Genomic DNA, 24,883 nt, shown 5'->3' on the forward strand with positions numbered 1-24,883 from the left:
CTCCAGCGCACCACTCTCCGGCGGTAGCAACCGTGCCACCGCGTTCTCTTTGAATCGTTTTCCGTATCGAGCCACGTTCGTTCTCCTGTGCCGCCTTAAGGGGGATTGTAAGGAGGTGACAACTAGTCTGACGTGGCGGGCCCGTGGTGATGGTGACGTCACCCGACCCGCTGATATCACCGTTGGCGGGTGCGCTCACCGCGAGCGGCCCCGAAGCGGCGCTGGCTTGCCAGGTGACAGCATGGCTTTCCGAAGTGCCGCCGCTGGCGGTCACAGTCATCGCCAGGAGCATTGCAAACGCAAAAGTAACCACGGCAAGCGCTCGCGCGCCTGTTCTTCTGGGCTTCATCGGATTGCTCCCCTGAGCGAGTTGGAAGGGTGTGAATTCGCGCAAGCTGGCACATGAGCGCGAAGCTGATAATTGCACGATTGCGATCCGAAATAAAGTTGGCCAGGTATGGAGAGTTCCCTGTGCACCAGGAAATGACGAGCAAGAGAATGGGGTCGAGAGCAAGAGAATGGAGTCTATCTTCTGAATCTTGCAGCTGACGTCGCTATCAAGTCCTGAACTGTACATAGGTGCAAGTTCCAGGACATACCCTGCCTTGTTTCAGTTGGTTTGACTGCTCCATGTTGCGGCCGGACGGGTTTCGAAAGGCTCGGGAGACGTGGCTTTGACTTGCGCTTGGTAATCAGGTGCGAAACTACGCCTATCTGAAATCGAAATCAGTCGCGTCTGCCCCATTGATCCCGGTTCTGCTGCTGTCGAACGGCGACCTGCAAAACTTGCATATTCATGCATCAACCTGCGTAATTGCGCCATGCCGACCTTCCACCATCGCCCCGATTTGCTGCCTGATTGGGACGGGCATCGCTTGCGCCTGAGCGGGTCGCCTGGATCGGCACTCGATATCGCTATCGATGGTTGTCGGTTTATCCATCTGGTGGTGGATCAGACGAGCCTGGCCGACCTCGCGCTGCCGTTTTCACCTTCCGGAAACGCGTGCATGGAGCTGACGGTCTCCGTGACGTCCGGCTCCGATGAGCCTATCGATGTTGCGTTCGCTATCGAGATCGGTCGACCTGGCTTGAGCGAAGCCGTTGCCGAGCTTCGCAACCTTCGCCCTCTCGGTACGCCTGAGCGGCTGGTTGCGAGCGATGCCAAGCCGATGCAGGGCGAGGTTGTCATCATCGTACCGGTCTACAACGCGCCCGAGGATGTCGCGCGCTGCCTGGATTCCGTGCTCGCCCACAGTACCGGGCCGAGTCGCCTGATCGTGATCGATGATGCGAGTACCGACGCGAAAATCACGCCGTTGCTTGAGCGCTATCGCGGCATCAATGGTGTGGAGATTCTTGCCAACCCGAAAAACCTCGGCTTCACGGCAACGGTCAATCGCGGCATTGCGCTTGCCGGTGAGGCGAATGTCGTTCTGCTCAATGCGGATACCGAGGTCGCAGCGCACTGGCTGACCGGCTTGCGTCGTGCGTTGTATTCGAGTGATGACATCGCCACGGTCACTGCCGTTTCCGACAACGCTGGTGCGTTTTCGGTGCCCGAGCTTGAGCAGGAGAATCCACTGCCGCCTGCATGGTCGTTTGCGCAGACCGCCCTCGCCGTGTGGCAAGAGGCCGGACTTGCCTATCCGCAACTGCCGACCGGCAATGGCTTCTGCATGCTGATCCGCCGCGCGGTGATCAAGGCAATCGGCGCGCTCGATGTCGAGGCGTTTCCGCAGGGCTATGGCGAGGAGAATGATTTCTGTCAGCGTGCCTGCGCGGCGGGTTATCGGCATCTGATTGCCGGCAATGTACTGGTGCGCCATGCGCGCAGCCGCAGCTTCGGACATGAGCGGCGCAAAGCACTCGGAGCGATCGGCATGCAGGTATTGCGCGAGCGCTGGCCGCGATATGAAGCTGATGTCGGCGCAAGCCTGTTCTCGTTTGAACGCCGGGTTCTGGATTGGCGGGTACGCCGGATTTATGCGGATGCGCCAAACCACGCGCCCATGCCGCGGGCACTTTGCTTCGGCTTTGATGGCGAACTCGCACTCGCGAGCGGTTACGATAGGCTGATGTTGATAGCCTCGAAATCCGGACTCGCATTGAGTCGCCCTGACCACGAACCGCTTGAAGTGACTGCTGCGCCGGACGCGACGGAGGTTGCGTACTGGTTGCAGCGTTACGCCATCGACCTGGTCGCGGTCCATGAATCAGGCGAGCGCCGAGCCGCCGCCATATTGAATTCGGCTTCACAAAGGCTGGGTGTGCCGCTTGTTTTCACCAGCGAGCGCGCCGGCCCCTCTATCGATACATGCAGGGCGCAGATCATGCACCAGCGCAGCTTTGTCGGAAGCAAACGATGAAACGTCGCTATTCACGCGCATTGATCACCGGCATCAACGGTCAGGACGGTGCCTGGCTGGCGGCTCAGTTGCTCGGCGAAGGTATCGAGGTCTTCGGCACCCATCGTCCGGCCAGCCCGGCGGGAAACTGGCGCCTGCAGGAACTCGGTTTCGCGAGCCACCCGAATCTTCACCATCGCGCGCTGGATCTGGGCAATGTCGCCGCCTGTCGTGGCTTGTTGAGCGACGTCGATGCCCAGGCGATCTTTCACCTTGCCGGGCAATCACGCGTAGCCGATTCATTTCGCGATCCACTCGGCAGCATCCATGCGAATGGCATCGGTACGCTGAATCTGCTTGAGGCGATGCGCCGACAATCCCCGGATGCTCATTTTGTACTCGCTTCGAGTGCGGAAATTTTCGGCAATGCGGAGCATGCTCCACAGGATGAGCAGACGCCGATTCGTGCGTCGACTCCGTACGGCGTTTCAAAGCTGCTGGCCCATTCGGCAATGGGCAGTTGGCGCCAGAGTTTCGGCCTTGCCGCAAGCAGTGCGATTCTTTTCAATCATGAATCCGAGTTGCGTGACGACGCATTCGTGACACGCAAGATCAGCCAGGGCGTTGCGCGGATCCTGCTCGGCAAGGAGCAGGAACTGACCCTTGGCAACCTCGATGCACGGCGGGATTTCGGCTATGCGCCGGAGTACATGAGCGCCTTGGCCAACATGGCGGATCGCGATTCCGGTGACGACTACGTCCTCGCCAGCGGACATGCGGCGAGCATCCGCGAGTTCGCCAGCGCAGCATTTGATGCGATCGGCATGCCGATCGACTGGCAGGGTCATGGCGCTGCGGAAGTTGCTCGTGAGCGTAGCAGCGGCAAGATCCGTGTTCGCGTTGATACCAAGCTGTTGCGACCGGTCGATGCGCCCTTGCTGGTTGGCAATGCGACCAAGGCGCGCGAACAACTGGGCTTCAAGCCTCAGCTGGATCTGACCGAATTGACCCGGCGCATGGTCGAGGCGGATCTGGGACGCGAGCGCAAAGCCTGATGCGGGTCATCTTCAATGTCGATGCGATCAGTGCCCCGCTGACCGGCATTGGCCGCTACGCGCTCGAGCTCGCGCAAGGACTCGCCAGCCACGAGGCGATCGAGGAACTGCGACTGTATTCGGCGGTGCGCTGGGTTGATGATCCTGCCGATGCCTTGTCGTCAAACCGTCTGTTCGCCAGCCTGCGCAAGAATCTGCCGTTCAAGACCAGCGCCCTCGAACTCTATTCGACTTTGCGCAATGTGCTGTTCCGTGCGCATACGCGCAAGTTCCAGCAATTTCTGTTGCACACACCCAACTACATCCTGATGCCGTTCGATGGCCCGAGCGTGACCACGGTGCATGATTTGTCGGCATTCAATTTTCCCGAAACCCATCCGCCCGAGCGGGTTCGCTTTCTTGAGCGGCATCTGCCGAAAACACTTGATCGTGCTGACCGCGTGATCACTGACTCGCAATTCATTGCCGATGAGCTTCACGACAAGCTCGGGGTTTCACGCGAGAAACTGCGCGTGGTCGCGCTGGGCGTGGATGCGAGCTATCACCCGCGCAAACCCGAGCTGCTGGCAGATGCGATGGCGCGCCATGGCCTGGTCGCGGGCAGCTACCTGCTCGTCGTCGCCACCCAGGAGCCGCGCAAGAATCTGATCCGCCTGGCCAATGCGTACGCAGCCCTGCCGGAAACGCTGCGCCGGAGGCATCCTCTGATCATCGTCGGTGCGCGCGGCTGGCTCAGCGCCGATCTCGAGCGTGTACTGGCCCCTCTGGAAGCCGCCGGTTCGAGCCGTCGTCTCGGCTACGTGACTGAAGCGGATTTGCCGTTGATCTACGCCGGTGCGCGTGCATTCGCGTTTCCTTCGCTTTACGAAGGCTTTGGCCTGCCGGTGCTGGAAGCGATGGCCAGCGGTGTTCCGCTGTTGACCTCCAACGTCTCCTCGCTGCCCGAGATCTGCGCCGGGATTTCCTTGTGTGTCGATCCTCGCGATGAGGCGAAACTCGGCGAAGGCCTGATTCAATTGCTCGAAGATGAAGACTGGCGGGCACGCAGCGCTTCGACCGGATTGCAACACGCCGCCGACTTTCCGTGGTCGCGCTGCGTTGATGAAACCGTCGCGGTCTATCGGGAGATATCCTCTCCCGCGCGCTGACGCGGGCTGACCAGACCGGCAGAGCGAACGGGCCAAAGACGAAACCCGCCCGCCCTGGAACAGCCTCGCATCCGATTGATCAGGCCGTCAGGTCCTTGATCGTCGTGCTCGTACCATTGGTCTTGACACTGCTGATGCCGGTCTCGCGAGATGCCTCGGAGGCGTACATCTGGCTGCTGCCAATCACCTGGTGGTTGGCCGCTTTCAGATTGAAGAAGACCTTGTCATTCGATGCCGTCTTGCGCTCATAGCTATCGTCACTGGCGCAATTTGTCTGCACCGAGCGTATCCCGCCTTCGGCTGCGGCTCGTGACGAGTACATCTGGCTTGTAAGGATAATTTCGGCATTTCCCGCTTTCAGAACGAAACGGAACTGATCCGCGCTGCTCTTGCTGAGTTCAAACCAACCTGCCATCGAAGTGCTCCTTTTTCCGGGGGGAAGGATCGCCACGCATATCGGTGTATCCGCTGACGACACCCTCTTAGATAACACAGCGCTGCCAGCATCGCATTCAATGCCCGGCAAGCATTGACGAATATTTACCTGGGGCAGCGTTGCCCCAAAAGCAAAAGCCCGGGCATGCCCGGGCTTTTGTCCTGCACGAAACGTCCGAACTTACGGAGGCGGCAGTTCGAATCCGTCTGCGAAGATCAGATCGGAACTGGAGCAGCCCTGGACCTTGACGTCATCGATGTTCCATCCGACTGCGCCGACCGACCTGTCACTGGCGAAGCGGAAGCGGAAGCGTGCGTCGTGACCGGCATAGGGAGCAAGATCGACAACCACTCGTTCAAACGGAATTGCATCACACCAGGCCTGCTTGCCGGCAATCGGATTGTTATAGGAGGTCGAAACTGCGCCGGTATAGGGGCCGACCTGAATTTCGCTATTCATCACCTGGGTAAAGGCGCCGCCATCGATCGAGATTTCGAGGAGCCCGGCGTCGAAGCAAGCCGACGATCCGCTGTTTTCCAGATCACGCCAATGCTGGAACTGCAGATTCAGCCCGTTCAGCGTAGTTGGCAATGCGACGCTGGGTGAATCCAGACGGCGATCAGTGATTGAACCTGGATCATCAACAAACCAGGAATGAGTCGGACTGGTGGCGCGATTGGTGCTCAGGGCCCAGGTGTCGGTTCCTGCGGCGGCACTATGCGTCCAACCGGGCGCACCACTTTCCATATCGTCACTCATCAGAACATTGGTCACCGAGCCAGCCGAGCAATCACCCGGTGCCGCCAGTGTTGTGAAACTAAACACCGCGCTGCTGGCTGACGAGCCGCAGATGTTGTTGGCGGTTACACGCCAGAAGATTTGCGTGTTGGTCGGCAGTGCCGCCGCCGGTTGAAAACTGGTTCCGGCTACGGTTTGCGAGAGGATTACATTGCTGAATCCGGCATCCGTGGCGATTTCAATCAGATACGACTCGCTTTGCGCCGCGGACGACCAGCTGAATACAGGACTGCTCGATACGTTCGCAGCGTTGTTGGCGGGCAAGATCAGGCTTGTTGTCGGCGGAAGCTGGGTGACGACATTGACGTCCAGCCCGAGATCGCGATCGGTTCCTCCCGAGCTACCGCGCAAGGTCAATGCATTGGCACCCGGTGTGGCCGCGTTGGTAACCATCAGGTTGGCCACGCTGTTTCCCGGCGGAATGACGGGAGTGGTGCTGTACGAACCGGTGAATCCAGTCGGAAGGCCGGAGCCGAAACCCAGGTTGACTGGCGTGTTGTAGCCGCTGACCGAACCGACCGTGAGATTGACCGGAGCCAGCGCGACCGGTGTCGCTGTGGCAGCGCAGACGCTCTGCGTGAGCGGCGCACCGGACAAGGTAAAGGTTGGTGTTCCGCAGGCATCGAAGCGGAATGATGCGATGCGAGTGCGCCAGCTGCCGCCGGCCGGCATGTACTCACCCGTGAACCAGAATGTGCAGCCATCTATCGGATCGACACCGAGCTGGAAATAGTCGCCCCAGCGATCACCGTTCTGTGAACTGGCACCGGCAACGAGGGGCGTCTCAGCCGTGGTCATCACGCCCGATGGATCTCCTGCCATGCGTCCTACATAGGACAAACCGGGATAGATTGCCGGCGAGACTCGATCAATGCTGAAACCCATGGCGATGTTGCCAGCCGAATCCATCGCACTTGCACCCATCCAGCGGTTGGCAGGGCCACCGCTGTCAGCCGGTGCGTAAGTACCTTCCTGATACAGCGACCAGGAGCCGGCAAGTCCGCCGGTTCGACGCAATTCGAACCAACGAATTGCGGACAGGTTGTTGGCTCCGATCTTGGTGACAAAATTGCCGACGATCGATTCCGTTCCACCCATCGATCGATAGTGCAATGGAAACATGATGACTTCGAGCAGCGGATCCAGCGTGCTGCTGGTGCCTGGCTGCGGAATCGCGCCGAACCCACCAGAAATCGTGAAAGCTCGATCAAAATCGGCAATCTGGATAGCCGTCGGGCCAGTAAGCGTCGTATTCGCCGGCGTCGTGAAATCAACATGCAGGCTGAACAACTCCAGACGATCATGCAGCGGATCGTTGCTACCGGGATTGTTGCGCTCGTCGTCGACCTGACGCATGAACACTGCCGGTGCCCCGGCTGGCGGCAACTCAATGCCGTTGATTGATGCGGGTGGCAGCATCTGGAATCCCAGTTCGCTCAAATCCGGCACCGTTTTTCTTTGCAATGTGGCAGCCAGGCCGGCCAGCATCTTGGTGCGATCCAGCGCATAGACGGCATTGTTCTCATTGGCGCCAACATAATAGGCATCGGGCCAGACGCCGTATTTCGGATAGTCCGGGAAGCTCGGCGGCACAAATGCATAACGCATCCAGGTCGTCGTGACCGGGTTGCTGTCGGCACTGATGTAGACGCAGAGATTGTTGCCACTTTGCGAGAACTCGGTCAGCAGCCAGCGATTGGCCAATTGATCGAAGACCACGATCGGATCGCCGAAGCCGCTGGCACAGGAGCCACCGCTGCCTAGCCCGTCCATGTTGAACGGACCGGCCGCAATCGTACCGTCAAGAGTGTTGTGGACGACGTAGGTCGCACCACCGCTGCCATTGATTGCCTGAACATAAAATCCACCGCCAACGTCACCGGTAGGGTCCGGCGGCGAAACGCCACTGAAACCCTGGGCATCCTGGTTGACCAACGGCGTCGTGAATGCGCGCGATTCAGTGCCTGCACCGAATGCGCGTTGCAGCTCGACCAGAAGATCGCCCTCGGGTACCGGATTGACCGGCTTGGCCCGAAGGTTCAATACATCCGGATCGCCATCGAACAGGCGCGGAATTTCCTTGACCGGATCGCCGGGCTTCCATACCGGCACAATCGGACGCGTGCGCGCATCGAGAAAGAACTTCTCGGGGACTACCGGCGGACTGACCCAGTCAGCACCGACACTGACATGGATACCGTTGGCATCGACATGGTCGCGCGATGGCGTGCCCTTTTCGGCCGCTACGGCGGGTTGCAACGCTACGCTGGCAATAGCGGCCAGCAACAGCGTGGATAGTGACTTGTTCATGTTTTCTCCCGATTGCCCCATTTCATTGATCCGTTACATCCGATCTGACCCGGCGAACAGATGCTCCGCCTCAAGTCGCAACTAGTCATCGTCGTCGGCTGACCCCTGATCGTCCACCAGAATGAACGACTGATCAATAACAATCTCACCGGAAACGCTATCAATTCGCAATTCACTGGCCCCTGAGCCGTACCGCGCAGCCGCCTCGAAGCCTCCCGCTGCACGCGGATGGACGCTCAATCCGAAGTCGGTGCTGAGCTTGCCGCCGGTTTGCGCCGTGATCGATACGTCACCCGAAAGTGGGACGAGGGCGATGATGCGCCCGGATTTACTTTGCAGATGACTGGTTCCTGGCCAGCGCTCGACCAGTTGCGCGGCGCGGATCATCCCGCTTTCGGTGGAAAGATCGAGTCGTGAGTATGAGGTCGCCTCAATGTCTCCACTGCTGGTGGTGATGGCCAGCGGCCCGCGACGCTTGCGCGCCACCACGCGATGGGTCGTGCTGCGAACTGACAGGGCCATGTCGGCTGGGACATACACCGCCATGTCATAGCGGCTTGCGCTCTTGCCGCCAGGCATTGTCACAGTCAGATGCATTTCCCTGCCCTGACGCGATGAAACCACCTTGACGGGAGCGAAATCCGGTGCGAGCCGCTGGATCACGCCATGCACGCCGACTTCGGCCTTGTCATGATCACGGACATGGATATCACCAAAGGGATTGTCGACAACGACGCTGGCGACGCCCTTGTCGAGCGCGAATTCGACATCCTCGCGCTCGATGCGTGGTTGCTGGAGCGTCGAGCGTGACGAATCGTCCTGCACCGTTGGTGCAGCACAACTCGCAAGCAACACGGCCAACGGCAGCGCGATTCCGGTCAAGCGCATCCGCGATGCATTCAAGGAAAACATATCAGCCATCAAATCACCTGCAGGAGATTGCCTGGAAAGCCGGCCATCCTACGGGGAATTCATCGCGGGGTGAATTTCCGCATCTGGAATGTTCGCCCCTGGGCCGGCAGGAATGCATCGCGGCGACAGTGTGCAAGTGCACAATTGCATGTTTTGCAATCGATGGATGGTTGATCACAAGACTCACCGGGAAGGGCGCGACAAACCGCGCCCGAAACCCGGATCAGAACTCCCAGGACGCGCCGCCATAGATCGTGCGACCGACCGCTGGCTCCAAACCACCGCCGAAGACGCGGGCGTAGTAGGTTTTGTCGGCGATGTTGTAAATGCCGCCGAGCAGTCGGATGTCCGGGGTCACCCACCAGTCTGCGGACACATCGGCGACGGTGTAGGAAGGCACCTTGGCTGGAATGTAGTTGCTCTGGGCTGGAGTGCCGTTGTCGAGGTTTGAATCCTGCCAGTACTGGCTGGCCACCGAAACGACCGACAAGGCGAACTTGAAGTGCTTGTCCTCCCGGTAGGCAAGCCCGAAACGAGCCAGATAGTCTGGAGAGAATGCGGGCGTGTTGCCCTTGTAGCCCTTGGCCGATGCGGTGAATTCGGCATCGAGCAGACTCAGGTTGGCAAACACCGACAAGTGGCGACTGGTCTTTGGATCGACGGCGGCGAGGAAGTCATAGTCGATCTGGCCCTCGAAACCACGATGGCGCGTATCACCGGTATTGGCGTTGATGGTGTTGCCCGGAGGTGCGCCCGGAATCTGCTGCGACTCGATACGATCCTTGACATCAACGCGGAACAAGCTGACATCGTAGAACAGACCATTGGCCGGTGTGCCATGAACGCCCGCTTCCCAAGACAGCACATGGGTTGGATCGGGATCGTTGATCGGATCCGGCGAGGTGTTGCCGAATGGCGAGCCGATATCGAAATAGCGCACCGGACGCCAGCCTTGCGACACATTGAAGTAGGTCTCGTTGGCATGACCAAAATCGTTGCCGAAACCAAGGCCAAACAGCGGCACGTTGTGAGTTACTTCGCGATCAACCAGGCCCCGCGTCAGATTGGACGGACGAATGGTTTCGTCGATTTTCAGGCGCTCGCGCTCAAGGCGCACCGACGGAACGAAGTGCCAGCGACCAGGAAAGCGGAACACGTTTTCGGCATACACCGCAGCGTAGTCCGTTGACCGACTCTGACGCAGACGCGCGCAATTGGATGCGCTCGGATTCGCACACGGCACGCCGAATCGGTCGTAGCGGCCCGGACTCAGATTGTCGGCAATGAACTGGCGAAATGGCGCGTCGGAGTGATACATCGTGGTGCCGACGGTCAGGGCATTGCCGCGCCCCCATCGATGCAGTGCGCGCGCATCAAGTCCGTAGAAACGGAACTGGTCGTCCTGCACGGTCGCCGTGGTCGGCGCAGGTCCGCGATCCTGCGAGCGCGAAGCGTTATCCTGATATCCACCCCAGAGCTTGGTTACCAGCTCGGTATCCTCACTGAAGAAGCGATCATCCGTCAGGGCAAGCACGTAGCGATCAGTCCACAGCTTGTTGTATGGCGTGGTGGTCTGGTCGGGATCGGCAATGAACTGCGGATAGCTGAGCTTGCCCGGATCGCCGGTTTCGAGCTGGTTGGCGTGCAAGTCCAGTGCCGTGCGGGCCATGTCCGAGTTGTAGCCGATATGCAGGTCGACACCACCCAGCGTTGAATCGCCATTGTCTCGTTCACCATCGCTGCGGCGAAATTGCGCGTTGGCCAGGTAGTCCCAATTGCCCGAGGTACCGGAAACCGACCCGAATGTGCCCAACAGTCCATTGCCGCCGACGACCGCTTCCGCGTAGCCGCCCAATGGTCGATCGGCGATCGGCTTGCGACTGATCATGTTGACGACGGGCGGCGGCTCGGGGCCGTACAGCAGCGAGCTGCCACCACGGATCAACTGCACCTCGGAAATCTGTTGCGGCAAGGGCAGCAGGTAGATGGTCGGATAGCCGATCCAGTCCGACATCAACGGAATGCCATCGAGCATGACCGCGACGAACTCCGACTCCTGCGGATTGCCGATGCCGCGATAGCTCAGGTTGGCCTGGCCTGGCGATTGCTGCTCGGAAACGAACAGACCCGGGGTCTGCGCAAACAGGGCGCGCAGGTTGTTGTCGACGATGGTTGGGATCGAATCGAGTTTGGTGATCGAAGTCTTCTTGGTCACCGTGATCAACGGCCCATCGACCTCTTTCATGATGTGCTGCAGCTTCGGTCGGGAATCGTCGTTTGGACGACGCTCATGGACTTCGACTTTGGGTAGTTCGGTACGGTCCTGCGCCGAGTCGGAAGACGAAGCTGAATCTTCGGCACGGGCAGACCCGACCAGGCACTGGGCAATCGCGATCGCGATCGCGCCCGTGACAATGGCTGTGGCTTTCATGGGCTTTCCTGGGAGCGGATGGTTCCCGACGCCCCCTCTGGGCCTCGGCTCGGTCGCCATTTATCGCAGGCGGGAGGCAGGCACAAAAGCGCCTTGAGACCTAGGTCTCAAGGCGGAATCATGAACACACGATGAAAATTTCTTGCAAATCACGCATTTGAATCCCCGTATTGAGAGGATTCGCGTTCAACAGCCTGTTGAAAAACTTACTGCATTGGGCCATTTTTCTGATTCGGACCTGCGAGTGAACACCTGAATCCGGATCATCACCCGACCGTGCGCTATTTGAAGATTTCCTTGTTCTTCGCGTACGGAATCGCTTGTTGGCGAGTGACCAGACCGCGCTTGACCAGGTCCTGCAAGCATTGATCGAGGGTCTGCATGCCATGCTGGGCGCCGGTTTGAATCGACGAATACATCTGCGCGACCTTGTCCTCGCGGATCAGGTTGCGGATGGCCGGAATGCCAACCATGATTTCATGCGCGGCGATGCGGCCACCGCCGACTTTCTTCAGCAATGACTGCGAGATCACCGCGCGCAACGACTCGGACAACATCGAGCGCACCATCGGCTTTTCACCGGCCGGGAATACGTCGATCACGCGATCGATGGTTTTCGCCGCCGAACTGGTATGCAGGGTGGCAAATACCAGATGGCCGGTTTCCGCAGCGGTCAGGGCGAGGCGAATGGTTTCCAGATCGCGCAACTCGCCGACGAGGATATAGTCGGGGTCTTCACGCAGCGCCGAGCGCAATGCTTCGGTGAAGCCGTGAGTGTCGCGATGCACCTCGCGCTGGTTGATCAGGCACTTCTGCGAGGTGTGCACGAACTCGATCGGATCCTCGACGCTGAGGATATGTGCATATTCATTCTTGTTGACGTGATCGATCATCGCCGCCAGCGTCGTCGATTTGCCCGATCCGGTTGGCCCGGTGACGAGGATCAACCCCTGGGGCTGCTCGATGAGCTCTCGGAAGATTTTCGGACAACCGAGATCTTCGAGTGACAGCACCTCCGAAGGGATGGTCCGGAATACCGAAGCAGCGCCACGATTCTGGTTGAATGCGTTGACGCGAAAGCGGGCCAGGCCGGGAATCTCGAAGGAGAAGTCGACTTCGAGAAATTCCTCGAAATCGCGTCGCTGCTTGTCCGACATGATGTCGTAGATCAGCGAATGGATCTGCTTGTGGTCGAGTGCAGGAATATTGATCCGTCGCACATCGCCATCGACGCGGATCATCGGCGGCAGCCCTGCCGAAAGATGAAGATCGGATGCCTTGTTCTTGACCGAAAACGCGAGCAGCTCGGCAATATCCATGTGGTCTCCCCAATTGGCGCGATTCCGCGCATGGCTGCGATGTGCTGGAGTATAGCGGGGTGATGCGAGGAGCGGGAGTCGGGAGTGGAGGATCGCCATCAGGCGAGAACGCTTCGCATGGCACATAGCAATGTTTGGCCGTGAAGTGGGCCTGAAAAGTGCCTGAATCGCCGTTCCCACTCCCCACTCCCCACTCCCCACTCCCCACTCCCCACTCCCCACTCCCCACTCCCCACTCCCCACTCCCCACTCCCCACTCCCGACTCCCGACTCCCGACTCCCCACTCCCGACTCCCGCTCCTTGCTATCCTTGGCGACCGCTATTCAATTCAGGCCTGCAATGTCTTCCTCCCCCAAATCTCCACTTCCCGATTCTGTTTCACTGGCTTTCATCGGTGGCGGCAATATGGCGCGCAGCTTGATCGGCGCACTGATCCGTGGCGGCATGGCAGCCAGCCGTATCCGTGTCGCTGAGCCATTCGAGGTCGCGCGCCAGCAACTTGCCGCTGACTTTGGCGTCAGCGTGTTTGCCGATGGCGTCGATGCGGTGGACGGGGCGGATATTGTCCTGCTGGCGATCAAGCCACAGATCATGCGTGCGGTTTGTACCAGTCTCGCCCCGACGCTGGCTGAGCGCCGCCCACTGATGATCTCGATTGCTGCCGGTTTGCGCATCGAGCAGATCGATCAATGGCTCGGCGGCGGGTTCCCGATCGTGCGCTGCATGCCGAATACACCGTCACTGATAGGTGCCGGTGCGACCGGCATGATCGCCAACCCGGCAGTCGACGCCGCGGCCCGCGCGCTGGCCGAAAGCATCCTCGGCGCGACCGGCCTCGCGGTGTGGATCGATCGCGAGGAACTGATCGATACCGTCACCGGCGTATCCGGCTCGGCGCCGGCTTATTTCTTTCTCATGATCGAGGCCCTGGAAGACGCTGGCGTGGATCAGGGCCTGCCGCGTGAAACGGCGCGAGCGCTGGCTATCCAGACCTGTCTCGGCGCCGCACGCATGGCCAGCGAAGATGCCGAACCACCGTCGCGACTGCGTGAGCGCGTGACCTCGCCGAACGGAACCACCGCGGCAGCCCTGAACGCTCTGGCCGAAGGCGGATTTCGTGAAATCGTGGCCAAGGCCGTTGCCGCCGCCAAGGCTCGTGGTGGCGAAATGTCGCGCGAGCTCGGCTGAGGCCCGCCACAATGCCTTACCTCGCCAATGCCGCACAGATCCTGATTGAGTTCACCTTCAGTATTCTGGTCGGCCTGATCGTACTGCGTGTGCTTCTGCAATTGGTACGCGCCAATTTCCATAACCCGATCTGTCAGTTTCTGTACAAGATCAGCAATCCGGTGTTGATGCCGCTGCGTCGGATCATTCCGGCCTGGCGTCGTCTCGATATTGCCGGCGTGGTGCTGGCCTGGTTGCTGCTGCTACTCAAACGCGCGCTGATCTTTGCCATGTTCGGCATGATGCCGTCGCTGGCCGGACTGGCCGTGATCGCATTCGCCGACCTGATCGGATTCGTGCTGATGTTGCTGCTGATCCTGATCATCGTCCGTGTGATCCTGAGTTTCGTCGCCAACGACAGTTATCATCCGGTGGTGCCGCTGATCTACCAGCTGACCGAACCGGTGATGAAGCCGGTGCGCAAGCGCCTGTCGGCACTCGGCGGCCTCGATTTGTCGCCGATGGTCATTCTGCTCGCGATCATGCTGCTGCAGGCATTGCTGGTCGCGCCATTGTTCGATCTGGGTCTGCGTATCGGTCAGGCGGCTTGATTGTCGAACGAAGAGCCCAGGACATACCGATTCATTGTCGTTGAGAGAATTGCCATGAAATCCCTGATTCGCTGTTTTGCCGTCGCTGCCCTGCTTGTCTCCAGCATTTCTGCCATCGCCGATTCGGGTGGCACCCAGAAATTCGGCAACTACCTTGTGCACTACAGCGCCTTGTCGACCCAGTTTCTCAACGCCGGGATGGCCAAGCAGTACTCGATCGAGCGTTCGGCGAATCGCGGCCTGATCAATATTTCAGTGCAGAAAGTCGCCGCCGATGAAACTGCGCAAGCCGTCGCGGCCGTGGTTTCGGGAGAAGCGACCAATCTGACCGGACAGAAGACCCCGGTCACGATCCGTGAGATTCCTGACCAGTACGTGTCCTACATCGGTTTGTTCAACGTGACCGCACCGGATACCTACACCTTTACCTTAAAGATCACACCCAAGGATTCGAAGGAATCCTTCACACTGAAGTTCAGCAAGAATTTCGTCGCCGAATGAGAGATGGAAAAAGGTCTGATCCGCTCAGGCCACGGATCGGGAACGGGATCAGGGCAGGCTCCAACGTCTATTGAAGGGCAGTTCCGATTGCCGATCTAGGGCAACGCCGATCAAGGATCGACTGGCTCACCACGAGCAGAATTTGACGACAAGCTCACAGCGTCCGCGCGACCTCGGCGATGCGTTGATGCAGGGCATCGAGGCCATCAAACAGCGCGGCCGGCCCGGGTTGCAGAATGATCGGTGACTTGATCTCGTAGAGGTGACCATTGCGAACCGCAGGTATCGTCTCCCAGCCCGGTCTTGCCGCGACCGATCCGGGACGGAATTTCTTGCCGCACCACGAGCCAAGGATCAAATCCGGCTGACGGCGCACGATCTCACCGGCATCGGCAATGATGCGGTCGCGGGCCAGGGATTTTTCTGCCAGCTCCGGAAACACATCATCACCTCCAGCGATGCGGATCAGTTCGGCGACCCAGCGAATGCCACTGATCGGCGGTTCGTCCCACTCCTCGAAATACACGCGCGGTCGGCGCGGCAGCGCCGCTGCCGCCCTCTCGATGGCCGCGATGTGCGCTTGTGCCTCGGCGGCATAGCGGTCGGCCTTGTCCGCAGCTCCGACCATGGCGCCCAAACGGCGTATATAGGCGACGATGCCTTCGACCGAGCGATGATTGCTGATCCAGACCTCGACACCGGCGCGGATCAGGTCGCGCGCGATGTCGGCCTGGATATCGGAAAAACCGATGACCAGATCCGGCTCGAGATCAAGAATCGCACCGATCTTCGCGCTGGTGAAGGCGGACACTTTCGGCTTTTCCTTGCGCGCTCGCGGCGGCCGCACGGTGAAGCCCGATATGCCGACAATGCGCCGCTCTTCGCCGAGCGCGTAGAGCACCTCGGTCGGCTCTTCGGTCAGACAGACGATGCGCTGCGGAAACGGATCCGGGAGCGCCATCAGGGAAACAGCAGCCGTCGATTCCAGACGCCATCATCCAATTCGTAGCGCTGTCGATCATGCAGGCGAAAGTTCGCGCCATACCAGAACTCGAACAGATCGGGACGCAGCCGGTATCCACCCCAGTTGGGTGGGCGCGGCACATCAGCGCCCTCGAAGCGCTGCTCGAACTCGGCAACGCGGGCATCGAAAACTTCGCGAGCAGGCAGTTCTCTTGATTGGAGTGAAGCCCAGGCGCCGATCTGGCTCATGCGCGGGCGCGAGGAAAAATAGGCATCAGAACTGGCTGTATCGAGCTTTTCGACACGGCCTTCGACCCGCACCTGGACCTGATCTCGCAGGGTTTTCCAGTGAAACGCCACCGCAACCTGGGCGTGCGCGGCGAGCTGTTCGGCCTTGTCACTTTCGTAGTTGGTGAAGAATTGCAGGCCATCCTGATCAAGATGTTTGAGCAGGACGATTCGCGAGGACACGCGACCGTCCGCAGAGACCGTCGCCAGATTCATCGCCGTGGGCTCGGGGTCACCAGCCGCCCTGGCCTCGGCCAGCAGCTTGCGCAAGGTTTCGATGGCCTCGGTGTAGAGCGGATGTGAATGGGTGGCTGAGGTTGTCATGCTGGAAGGGAGTGGGGAGTGGGGAGTGGGGAGACGGTTAGCAGTTGGCGGAATGTTGTCAAGTTTTTAGTTGGATTTTCGCGATAAAGTCAGATCTCCCCTGGCGGCTCTTCCCGCTAACCGCTATCCGCTCTACCGCTCACGGCTCCCAAGCGCCGCACGCAACATTGCCTGGGTGAACTGCTCGATATTGAGCGGCTTGGTCAGATACGCATCGGCGCCGGCGTTCATGGCGACCTTGCGCGCCTCCTCGGTCGGTGTCGCCGACAGGGTCAGCACATAGCCCTGATACCCCTTGGCGCGCAGTCGGAAGACTGCCGTATTGCCGGACAACCCGGGCAATTCGACATCGACCAGCAAGATATCCGGGGGATTCGCCAGTGCGTTTTCGACAGCCGCGCCGGCATCGCCGACCACGCGGACCTGAAATTCCATGTCGGTCAACAAGGCCTCAAGCAGGAAGGTGATGTCCGGGTCGTCATCGACGACAAGCACGCTGCGACCACGTCCGGAATTGGGGAAAAGAGGTTCTGCGGGCTTTTCAAGTTCGCCCGCGACTGATTTGTCCAGATTCGGCAGCACAATCCTGAAACTGGAACCTTGTCCGAGCGTGGATTGCAGTTCGAGCGTGCCGAGCATCTGTTTGACCAGACGCTTGACGATGCTCAGACCCAATCCGGCACCACTGCCGGGAGCCTGGGCAATCCGGCTGAAGGCGACAAATATTTTTTCCTGAAACTCCTCGGCGATTCCGATTCCGCTGTCGCTGACCTCGATGCTCAACGTCTTGTCGTTCCAGAGCAGGTGCACCTTGACCCAACCCTTGGCCGTGTAGCGAATCGCGTTCGAGATCAGGTTGACGAGAATCTGGCGCAACCGCAGCTCATCGAGCAACGCAGGCGTTGCATCAATCATCTTCAGCTCGATGCTGAACTCCAGGCCTTGATCCCTGGCCATTGGCTCGAACATGCCTTGCAGATCCTCGACCACGTCAGCGAGGTCGATGGCTACCGGTGCAAGCAGGCTCGAGCGCGTATCGGCGCGCGCATACTCAAGCAGGTTCTCGGCCAGCGTGAACAGGTAGTTGGCGTTGCGGCGCAAGGCACGCAAGCCGTGCTGTGTGGATACCGACTGTCCGGACTCCTCCTCCAGCAAATGCACGTAGCCGAAGATCGATGTCAGCGGCGTACGAAAATCATGGCTCAGGGTCGCGATCAAGGCATTCTTCAGTGCGTTTGCCTCCTGAAGACGCACGCGCTGCTGCTCAAGCTCGCTGCGAATCTGGCGCAGCTGGTTGATCGCCTTGGTCTTCTGATAGCTGACCAGGGCTGCCTCGTTGCCGGTCTGCTGCTGAGTTTGCTGGCGCTCATGTTCAGCCTGGGCATCGAGCAACAAGACCTGGAAGCCGTCATCCGCGCCGAGCAGCTGCACATGCGTGCTGCGCCCGTTCGGCATTTCGACAAACGGCAGATCGATTGACTGATCCAACGGCATGCCGAGAAACAGATCCTGCAGTTGCCGCGCAGCAACCTCGGCATTGTCCACATCAAAGCCGAAGCGAGCGGCATCGCCATGCAAATCGATCAACCGCCAGTGGTTGTCGAACTCGAGAAGCAACGGCTGGGCACGCTCAAACAGGGCACGCGCAATCCGTTGATACCTGTCGCTGGAAAAATCCATGGAATCTGATGTGCTGTTCATGGCAACAGCCTTTTCGCAAGTTCGGTAAACGCCTGCTCGACGCCGTCGCCGGAGAGTGCGCTGGTTTCGATCACCGGCATGCTCTGGCGCAGCTCGACCAGCGTGCTCGGCAAGACTTCCCAGCGCTCGACGAGATCAAGTTTGTTGATGATCAGGACGGCTTGCGCATCCGCAAGCAGACTGCGTGACTGCAGCAAGAGATCGATGGCGGTACGCAACGATGCCTCCCGGGTTCCGTCGGCAACCAGCAACAGGCCGCTGGCACCGCGCAGATAACTCATGTTGAGTGCATCGAGCGCGCTGTTGCCTGCAATATCCCAGAGCACCAGCTTCAAACTGCCCTGATCAGCACAATCAACCAGTTTGCTGTCGACCTTGACGCCGACCGTGGTCAGGTATTTGTCAGAGAACGTGTTGCGCATGAAACGCGTGACAAGACTGGTCTTGCCAACACCGAAATCTCCAAGCATGCAAACCTTGCGTGCTGCTACCGTCATGGCTTCTTCCTTGCAACTTGCAATTGCACTTTGGCGCCCCTGATATCCGCACTCGCATCAGTCTCCGTATGCAGCGCGGCAGAAGCCAGCAGTGCGGGAGCCGCGCCGGCCTCGCGTAGTCTATCGCGCAGCCAGCTGGCGCGCGCCAGACGCAGTTTCGCATTCAAACTGTCGCTGCCTGAGGCATCGTTGTATCCATCAATCCGCAAACGCAGATCGACACCCGCCCGGGTTGCCAGGGCTTGCGCTCGATTGAGCCATTCGGCCATGCGCTGCAATTGCGCCTCGGTATCGCCACCCGGCTCGATATCCTTGGCGAAGACAACGGTTTCAGCAGCAAGATCATTGGCCAGCGCATCCAGAGCGGTGCGCGCGGCAGCGGCTTCATCAGTCGTTTCAGTCACTTTCCAGTCGACGCGGCGAATGCCGGCAATCCAGCGCGCCTGTTGCTGATGCCCGGCAATCCAGTCGGCACGTGCCTGACCGCTGACTTCAAGCACGCCATCGTCAACCGCCAGTTGCACGTCGGTCGGTGCCTGCAGAAGTCGATGCGCGCGTTTGCGCAGGATTGCATCATCGGTCGAAACATAGCCTTGCGTATCAAGTGCCGCCTTGATCTCCCCGAAATCGGCACGCTCCAGCAGTGGCTGGACGGGCTCGGCATCGGCATCGATCAGGCCATGCACGGTCAGGCGACTCCAGGGTTTGGAATCAATACCGGTAAGCAGGAATCCGGGGTGGGCAATCAATTCGGCGCGCAATCCATCGACGCGCTCATGCCAGCGTTCGTTGTGCCAGTGGTACCAGCCGATACCCAGCATCAACAATAGCAGGATGATCAGCATCGGCCAGCGTGAAGGTCGCTGATGCGGTTGGCCATCGCCGTCATCGAGCGCGGCACTGGCGGCGACCAGATCGACCGGATCGAGACTCGCGCCGAGGTCTGTCTCTGCCCCGATCACATCATCCGATTGTGATCCTGATGCATCAGACATTTGTGCGTGAATCAGCTCAAGGCGATCGCCGAGCACGGTACGCAACGAATCAGGCGGCACGCCCTGGATAAAGCAGGCCAGCGAAGCGCGTGGTCCATCGAGCACCCAGAGCAGATGCTCTCCGACCCGCGCGGCTTCCAGCGAATCACCACCATCGCGGCCGACCGAATCACGCACGAACTGGCCGATCGCGGTCAGCATGCCGGCAATCGCATCGGCATCGAGATCCGCCAGCCCCGGAGACGACTCGCGATGCAGGACCAGACCGGAATCGCGCTCGATCAGGAATACATGATCAACCTGGTAGCGCAAGCTGTGCTTGAGCACGATCTGGGCAAACGGTACACCGCTGCGCCAGGCTTCGATGCGCCAGCGAATACCTCGCGGGCTGAAGCCGTGCTCAAGGACTTGATTGAGATCGCGCATCAAACCGCGCAAGGCTTCGGCAATGGCCTTGCGAATGATCGGACCGATCACCGGGAACAAAGCATCGACAATGCTCGCCCGATTTTTGTGTACGGCATTGCCGAGTGCTGCCGCCACCGGCGTCGCCAGGGCGCGACTCATTGGTTCCCGTGGCGCGGCTGTGACCAGGCCCGGCAACAAGGCAGCAAGTTCCTGATTGGTTTTTTCCAGCTCGGCGATGCGCTGTTCGGCACGCGCAAGCATGTCGTGCTCCTCGTGGAGCAATAGATGCCTGAGTCGGTCGAGGTCACTCATGGCCGAGGGGCGCCGAAGCTCAGCGCGATGGCAGGTCGAAATCGCCCTTCAGGCGCAGCGCGAGTTCGGTGAGCAACGCAGAGAGATCTTCGCGGCCGACTTTTTCCGCACGCAATTCGGTGCTCGCCCTGGCCACCGAGCTGGCCGCTTCACTGGCACGCTCGTTGAGTGCCGAGGAAAGTTCGGCGAGTGATTCGCGCAGGCGTTCATCGACAGCGCTGAGCTCGGTTCCGAGGCCATCCAGCGCACTGTTGATCTCGGTGCGTGCCGTGCGTGCGGCCTGCTGCATCCGCGATTCGAGATCATCAACGGCCTGATTGCGATCGCTGACTTCCTGTCGCAACAGTCGCGAAAGCTTTTCGAACTGCTCGTCGAGGCGCTTGTCGATCTGCGCCAGGCGCTTGTCCTGGCTATCGCGCAAGCGCGCCATCTCGCCTTCGAGTCGCTGCCCCATCTCGCTGAAGCGGCGCTCGTATTCACGCATCTGGCCGCCAAAAAGTATGTCGCGAATCTGATCAACATTGCGATCAGCGTCCGCATCGGGTGCGGGCTTCTTCGGCTCGGTCATCGTGCTTTTCCTTGCTTTGACCGGAGATTTTCCGGCCGCTGCGGCCAGTTTATGCGAACTTGATCGCGATCCGGACACCTTGCCACTGGTTTTGCCTGTGCCTGCCACGAGTCTGCACTCCTTTCTTGCCCGATCGAAAATCTGCTTTTCAGGTTTGCTCGAGACGATAGCCGTGCTGATAGACGGCAGCCAGTCGCCAACCATACTCGCCATTAAGGTCGAGTTTCTTGCGCAAGCGGCTGACATGGGTATCAACCGTCCGCGTCGAAACCGAAGCATTCATGTTCCAGACGTTTTCGAGCAGGGAATCGCGGCTGACGATGCGTCCATGGCGGCGGAACAGGAATGCCGCCAACTCGAATTCACGCGGGGTCAACTCGACATCCTGGCCATCCCAGGAAATCCGTCGACGCCGCGTATCAATGCTGTAGGGAGGCAATTCAAACTGGCCCCGATCCACGTTCTCGATACCGATCCGGCGCAACACGGCGGCTACCCGGGCAACCAGCTCATGCTGCTTGGCCGGTTTGACCACGTAGTCGTCGCCACCAGCATTGAGACCGCGGACCATGTCCGCTTCGCTGTTGCGTGCGGTCAGGAAGATCACCGGCAGCTCGGCGTTTGCCGATGAACGGATCCATTCGATGACTTCGGGCCCGCTCGAATCCGGCAACATCCAGTCGAGCAGCAACAGATCGACCGCCTCTGAGCCGAGGCCGCGACGGAATTCTGCCGCTGACTGGAAAAGCCGGGTTTTGTAACCGGCCTGTTCCAGCCAGAGCAGGATCAGATCGGACTGATCCGGATCATCTTCAAGAAATCCAATCACCAGATCGGAATTACTCATTCGTCAAACACCTTCGCGCTGATCCGTGGCTCGAACTTTCCTGTCAGGAAAACCTATTCGACGACGAACGTAACGCGGAGATTGACGCGCCATTCCTTGATCTGTCCCGCGCCGTCAGTGATGACCTTGGTCTCGCTGACCCAGGCACCCTGAATGTTCTTGACCGTTTCAGCAACCTTTGTCAAGCCAGCCTGGACCGCATCCTCGACACCCTTTGTGGATGAACTGCTGAACTCGATGACCTTGGCAATCGACATGGGGCAATCTCCTATTCAATAAAGTACGGAACGACTATAGCAAAGCCGGCCCTGACTCCCGGGGTTGGTGAGCCGGAACCGGAGCAGGCCGCGCTTTCGTTGGCACATAACGCAACCAGACCAGAAAAACGATCAAGGCATCAAGCACGATCAGTGCTTGCCACAGGTATTCGTGAAACCACTTGAACCAGACTTCACTCCACATGCCCAGATAGAACAGGCTGACGATACGCACGACATTCAGAATCTGGATGGCCAGGAAGCCGAACACCAGACCGAATATCTTGTGCTTCCAGGGAGCCGGGAAAGCAAGAATCGCCGAAACCAGGATGATCACCGCCTCGACCCCGTTGCAGCCTCGTTCGATCGAGACGACAAACGTGCCGCTGGCGTTCTGGATCAATTTGCCGTGCGACACCGTACTGCCATCGAACAGATGGATGACCCAGGCACTCACGTCAGCCAGCACCGAGGTGAACGGGACAATGACATAATGCTCGACCGGGCCGGTCAGTTCAGCCACGAACAAGGCCACCAGCAAGACAAGAAAGATGAGGATGAAACGAACCATATGCATCAACCGTCGGGCGCAAAAGGCCCAGTGTAGACCACGCCAATGATTTGATCATCGTCCGCGACATTGCGGACGAACGAGACTTGCTTCAACCCGCAGATGCTGCGACCTTGCAATCTTGTCACTTCCGCATGCTGTCAGGACTGCAGGCAACGCTGATCAAGGGCCGGAATCCGGGACCGACAGACGGATTCGCAGACCGGCCAGGCAAAGTCCGACAGACTGTTGTTGCTCATTTACCCGAATCCATCGTCACGCGCGCATGAATCCCGCTCCCAACCTGTTCCTGATTGGCCCGATGGGTGCCGGCAAGACATCAATCGGCCGCCACCTGGCACGCCAGCTTGGCCTGCGCTTCATTGACCTCGACCTGGAACTTGAGGCGCGCATTGGCGCAAGCGTCGCGCTGACCTTCGAGATCGAAGGCGAGGCCGGATTCCGCAAGCGTGAGAGCGCTCTTCTGGGCGAACTGGTTCGCCAATGCGGTATCGTCCTGGCGACCGGCGGAGGCGCGGTCCTTGATCCGGCCAACCGGAAACTGCTGCGCGAGCACGGTTTCGTTGTCTGGCTGGATACCGATGTCGATACGCAACTGGACCGACTGCATGCGGATCGCCAGCGCCCGCTTCTGCAGGGTGCTGACCGCCACGAACGGCTGCTGAACATGGCCAAGCTGCGCAATCCACTTTATGCACAGACTGCCGATCTTCGAATCAGCGCCTGCGGCCATGGCAGCAGCAACTTCATGGCCCGCCAGGTTGGGGAACAGATCGCCGACAGCTGGGATTATCTGAAATCGGAAACAAGCCATGATTGAACTTGATGTTGCCCTTGCCGAGCGCAGCTACCCGATTCATGTCGGCGCCGGACTGTTGTTGCAATCTCCGCTTTGGCGCACGGCGATCCGCGGTCGCCACGCGCTCGTGCTCAGCAATACGACAGTCGCACCGCTGTATCTGGAGCCGGTAATTGCCGGCCTGCAAGGCATCGATCACGCGACGCTGATTATTGAAGACGGCGAGCAATACAAGACATTCGACAACGTCGTCCGCGTTCTCGACGCACTGGCCCGCCTCGGTGCGAGCAGAGATGCAACCCTGATCGCACTCGGCGGAGGCGTTATCGGCGATCTCGGCGGATTCGCCGCCGCCTGCTGGATGCGCGGCATTGATTTCGTGCAGATGCCGACGACCTTGCTGGCCATGGTTGATTCCTCGGTCGGCGGCAAGACCGGCGTCAACCTGGCGGCCGGCAAGAATCTGGTCGGCGCCTTCCACCAGCCACGCGCCGTCTTCATCGACACATCAACCCTGGCGACCCTGCCAGAACGCGAGTTTGTCGCCGGTTTGGCCGAAGTCGTCAAATACGGTGCGATTGGCGACAAGGAGTTTTTCAACTGGCTAGAAACGCATGCCACGGATTTGCTCGCACGCGATCCCGACGCACTGGATCAGGCCATCGCCAGCAGTTGCCGACACAAGGCCGGCGTTGTCGCCCGCGATGAGCGCGAACTCGGTGAGCGTGCCCTGCTCAATTTCGGGCATACGTTCGGCCACGCCCTCGAAGTCGAGGCTGGCTACGGAGAGATCCTGCACGGAGAAGCCGTTGCCATCGGCATGCTCCTCGGTGCGCGCCTGTCGAGCCAGCTCGGTCTTGCCGAGGTCGCCGATTCGGAGCGTCTGCAAATCTTGCTGAAACGCTTCGGCCTGCCAACGCGGATTCCCGATGGACACGACGCCGGTCGCTTGCTCGAACGCATGCGCCTCGACAAGAAATCAGTCAGTGGCGCCATGCGCCTGATCCTCTGGCGCGGCATCGGTCAGGCCGAAATGGTCAGCGGCGTCTCTGAAGATCTGATCGTGGAGTTGCTGGCGAACGGCTAGGGCAACGCTGATCAAGTGGCCCAACCGTCATGGCATTCAGAAGGTTCGCCGGTCGTGCTGCGTGACGAAGTGAAGGCTGGTTGCCTTGATGAGCCGCGCGGTGCGGCTGGCGGACCTTCTGGATGCCACCTGTTTCAACAAAAACAATCGGTTAGGCGACACCTGTCTGCGCGCAGCTCTTTGTTGCGCTGGCTTGAAGCGACTGCATGGATGCAGGAGGTAGAGCAACGCA

Annotated in this window: 23 protein-coding genes; 8 read left to right on the forward strand and 15 right to left on the reverse strand. The window is 59.7% G+C overall.

Going from position 1 to position 24,883, the window contains the following annotated elements; translation table 11 throughout:
- The first annotated feature begins 821 nt into the window (after positions 1–821).
- From VFN25_RS04540 to VFN25_RS04550, 3 genes are read left to right on the forward strand one after another with little or no spacing between them, the layout of a single operon-like run.
- On the forward strand, positions 822–2,366 hold the full coding sequence (locus VFN25_RS04540; protein WP_325139284.1) for a glycosyltransferase family 2 protein: 1,545 nt from the start codon (positions 822–824) through the stop codon (positions 2,364–2,366).
- The gene (locus VFN25_RS04545; protein WP_325139286.1) at positions 2,363–3,400 is read left to right on the forward strand and encodes a GDP-mannose 4,6-dehydratase; all 1,038 of its coding nucleotides are present in this window, start codon (positions 2,363–2,365) and stop codon (positions 3,398–3,400) included. The genes VFN25_RS04540 and VFN25_RS04545 overlap by 4 nt, the downstream gene beginning before the upstream one ends.
- Entirely contained in the window at positions 3,400–4,548 is a 1,149-nt protein-coding gene (locus tag VFN25_RS04550; protein ID WP_325139288.1) for a glycosyltransferase family 1 protein, read from the forward strand. Before VFN25_RS04545 ends, VFN25_RS04550 begins: the two co-directional genes overlap by 1 nt.
- Before the next feature lie 79 nt (positions 4,549–4,627).
- Here the strand turns inward: VFN25_RS04550 and VFN25_RS04555 are convergent, their stop codons facing one another.
- The 5 genes from VFN25_RS04555 to VFN25_RS04575 all read right to left on the reverse strand — a co-directional run bounded on the left by VFN25_RS04555 (position 4,628) and on the right by VFN25_RS04575 (position 12,754).
- Positions 4,628–4,963: a YegP family protein gene (locus VFN25_RS04555; RefSeq protein WP_325139290.1), complete on the reverse strand. Its 336-nt coding sequence runs from the start codon at positions 4,961–4,963 to the stop codon at positions 4,628–4,630.
- Positions 4,964–5,164: 201 nt separating this feature from the next.
- Positions 5,165–8,092, reverse strand: coding sequence for a hypothetical protein (locus tag VFN25_RS04560; protein ID WP_325139292.1), 2,928 nt, complete (start codon positions 8,090–8,092; stop codon positions 5,165–5,167).
- 81 nt (positions 8,093–8,173) lie between these two features.
- On the reverse strand, positions 8,174–9,013 hold the full coding sequence (locus VFN25_RS04565) for a hypothetical protein (RefSeq protein WP_325139294.1): 840 nt from the start codon (positions 9,011–9,013) through the stop codon (positions 8,174–8,176).
- Between the two features lie 214 nt (positions 9,014–9,227).
- Complete coding sequence (locus VFN25_RS04570) at positions 9,228–11,435, reverse strand: TonB-dependent receptor (RefSeq protein ID WP_325139296.1); 2,208 nt, start codon at positions 11,433–11,435, stop codon at positions 9,228–9,230.
- 281 nt (positions 11,436–11,716) lie between these two features.
- The gene (locus VFN25_RS04575) at positions 11,717–12,754 is read right to left on the reverse strand and encodes a type IV pilus twitching motility protein PilT (protein ID WP_325139297.1); all 1,038 of its coding nucleotides are present in this window, start codon (positions 12,752–12,754) and stop codon (positions 11,717–11,719) included.
- A 340-nt stretch (positions 12,755–13,094) separates the two neighbouring features.
- Between VFN25_RS04575 and proC the strand changes: the two genes are divergently transcribed.
- From proC to VFN25_RS04590, 3 genes are read left to right on the forward strand one after another with little or no spacing between them, the layout of a single operon-like run.
- Entirely contained in the window at positions 13,095–13,943 is an 849-nt protein-coding gene (gene proC, locus VFN25_RS04580; RefSeq protein WP_325139299.1) for a pyrroline-5-carboxylate reductase, read from the forward strand.
- A gap of 11 nt (positions 13,944–13,954) precedes the next feature.
- Positions 13,955–14,533 carry a YggT family protein gene (locus VFN25_RS04585; protein ID WP_325139301.1) on the forward strand — a complete coding sequence of 193 codons (579 nt, stop codon included), beginning with the start codon at positions 13,955–13,957 and terminating at the stop codon, positions 14,531–14,533.
- A 54-nt stretch (positions 14,534–14,587) separates the two neighbouring features.
- Positions 14,588–15,034, forward strand: coding sequence for a DUF4426 domain-containing protein (locus tag VFN25_RS04590; RefSeq protein WP_325139303.1), 447 nt, complete (start codon positions 14,588–14,590; stop codon positions 15,032–15,034).
- Between the two features lie 154 nt (positions 15,035–15,188).
- Here VFN25_RS04590 and VFN25_RS04595 read toward each other — a convergent pair whose 3' ends face one another.
- From VFN25_RS04595 to xrtH, 9 genes are all read right to left on the reverse strand, one after another.
- Complete coding sequence (locus VFN25_RS04595; RefSeq protein WP_325139305.1) at positions 15,189–15,995, reverse strand: cobalamin-binding protein; 807 nt, start codon at positions 15,993–15,995, stop codon at positions 15,189–15,191.
- Positions 15,995–16,609: a pyridoxamine 5'-phosphate oxidase gene (gene pdxH, locus VFN25_RS04600; protein ID WP_325139308.1), complete on the reverse strand. Its 615-nt coding sequence runs from the start codon at positions 16,607–16,609 to the stop codon at positions 15,995–15,997. Before pdxH ends, VFN25_RS04595 begins: the two co-directional genes overlap by 1 nt.
- A gap of 132 nt (positions 16,610–16,741) precedes the next feature.
- Positions 16,742–18,310 carry an ATP-binding protein gene (locus tag VFN25_RS04605; RefSeq protein WP_325139310.1) on the reverse strand — a complete coding sequence of 523 codons (1,569 nt, stop codon included), beginning with the start codon at positions 18,308–18,310 and terminating at the stop codon, positions 16,742–16,744.
- Complete coding sequence (locus VFN25_RS04610; protein WP_325139312.1) at positions 18,307–18,807, reverse strand: Rab family GTPase; 501 nt, start codon at positions 18,805–18,807, stop codon at positions 18,307–18,309. Before VFN25_RS04610 ends, VFN25_RS04605 begins: the two co-directional genes overlap by 4 nt.
- Positions 18,804–20,522: a hypothetical protein gene (locus tag VFN25_RS04615; protein ID WP_325139314.1), complete on the reverse strand. Its 1,719-nt coding sequence runs from the start codon at positions 20,520–20,522 to the stop codon at positions 18,804–18,806. The genes VFN25_RS04610 and VFN25_RS04615 overlap by 4 nt, the downstream gene beginning before the upstream one ends.
- 19 nt (positions 20,523–20,541) lie before the next feature.
- The gene (locus VFN25_RS04620; RefSeq protein ID WP_325139317.1) at positions 20,542–21,090 is read right to left on the reverse strand and encodes a hypothetical protein; all 549 of its coding nucleotides are present in this window, start codon (positions 21,088–21,090) and stop codon (positions 20,542–20,544) included.
- Between the two features lie 148 nt (positions 21,091–21,238).
- Positions 21,239–21,937 carry a response regulator transcription factor gene (locus VFN25_RS04625; RefSeq protein WP_325139319.1) on the reverse strand — a complete coding sequence of 233 codons (699 nt, stop codon included), beginning with the start codon at positions 21,935–21,937 and terminating at the stop codon, positions 21,239–21,241.
- Positions 21,938–21,990: 53 nt separating this feature from the next.
- Positions 21,991–22,194: a dodecin family protein gene (locus VFN25_RS04630; RefSeq protein ID WP_325139321.1), complete on the reverse strand. Its 204-nt coding sequence runs from the start codon at positions 22,192–22,194 to the stop codon at positions 21,991–21,993.
- Positions 22,195–22,228: 34 nt separating this feature from the next.
- The gene (gene xrtH / locus VFN25_RS04635) at positions 22,229–22,765 is read right to left on the reverse strand and encodes an exosortase H (RefSeq protein ID WP_414648855.1); all 537 of its coding nucleotides are present in this window, start codon (positions 22,763–22,765) and stop codon (positions 22,229–22,231) included.
- A 265-nt stretch (positions 22,766–23,030) separates the two neighbouring features.
- On the opposite strand from xrtH, the gene VFN25_RS04640 reads away from it, so the two are divergent.
- Both VFN25_RS04640 and aroB read left to right on the forward strand, forming a co-directional pair.
- The gene (locus VFN25_RS04640) at positions 23,031–23,585 is read left to right on the forward strand and encodes a shikimate kinase (RefSeq protein ID WP_325139322.1); all 555 of its coding nucleotides are present in this window, start codon (positions 23,031–23,033) and stop codon (positions 23,583–23,585) included.
- Positions 23,578–24,651, forward strand: coding sequence for a 3-dehydroquinate synthase (aroB, locus tag VFN25_RS04645; protein WP_325139324.1), 1,074 nt, complete (start codon positions 23,578–23,580; stop codon positions 24,649–24,651). Before VFN25_RS04640 ends, aroB begins: the two co-directional genes overlap by 8 nt.
- Before the next feature lie 36 nt (positions 24,652–24,687).
- Here the strand turns inward: aroB and VFN25_RS04650 are convergent.
- Positions 24,688–24,883: hypothetical protein (locus tag VFN25_RS04650; RefSeq protein WP_325139326.1), on the reverse strand; the 196-nt coding region annotated here is incomplete at its 5' end.

Source organism: Dokdonella sp., from assembly GCF_035703485.1.
Classification (GTDB): Bacteria; Pseudomonadota; Gammaproteobacteria; order Xanthomonadales; family Rhodanobacteraceae; genus Dokdonella.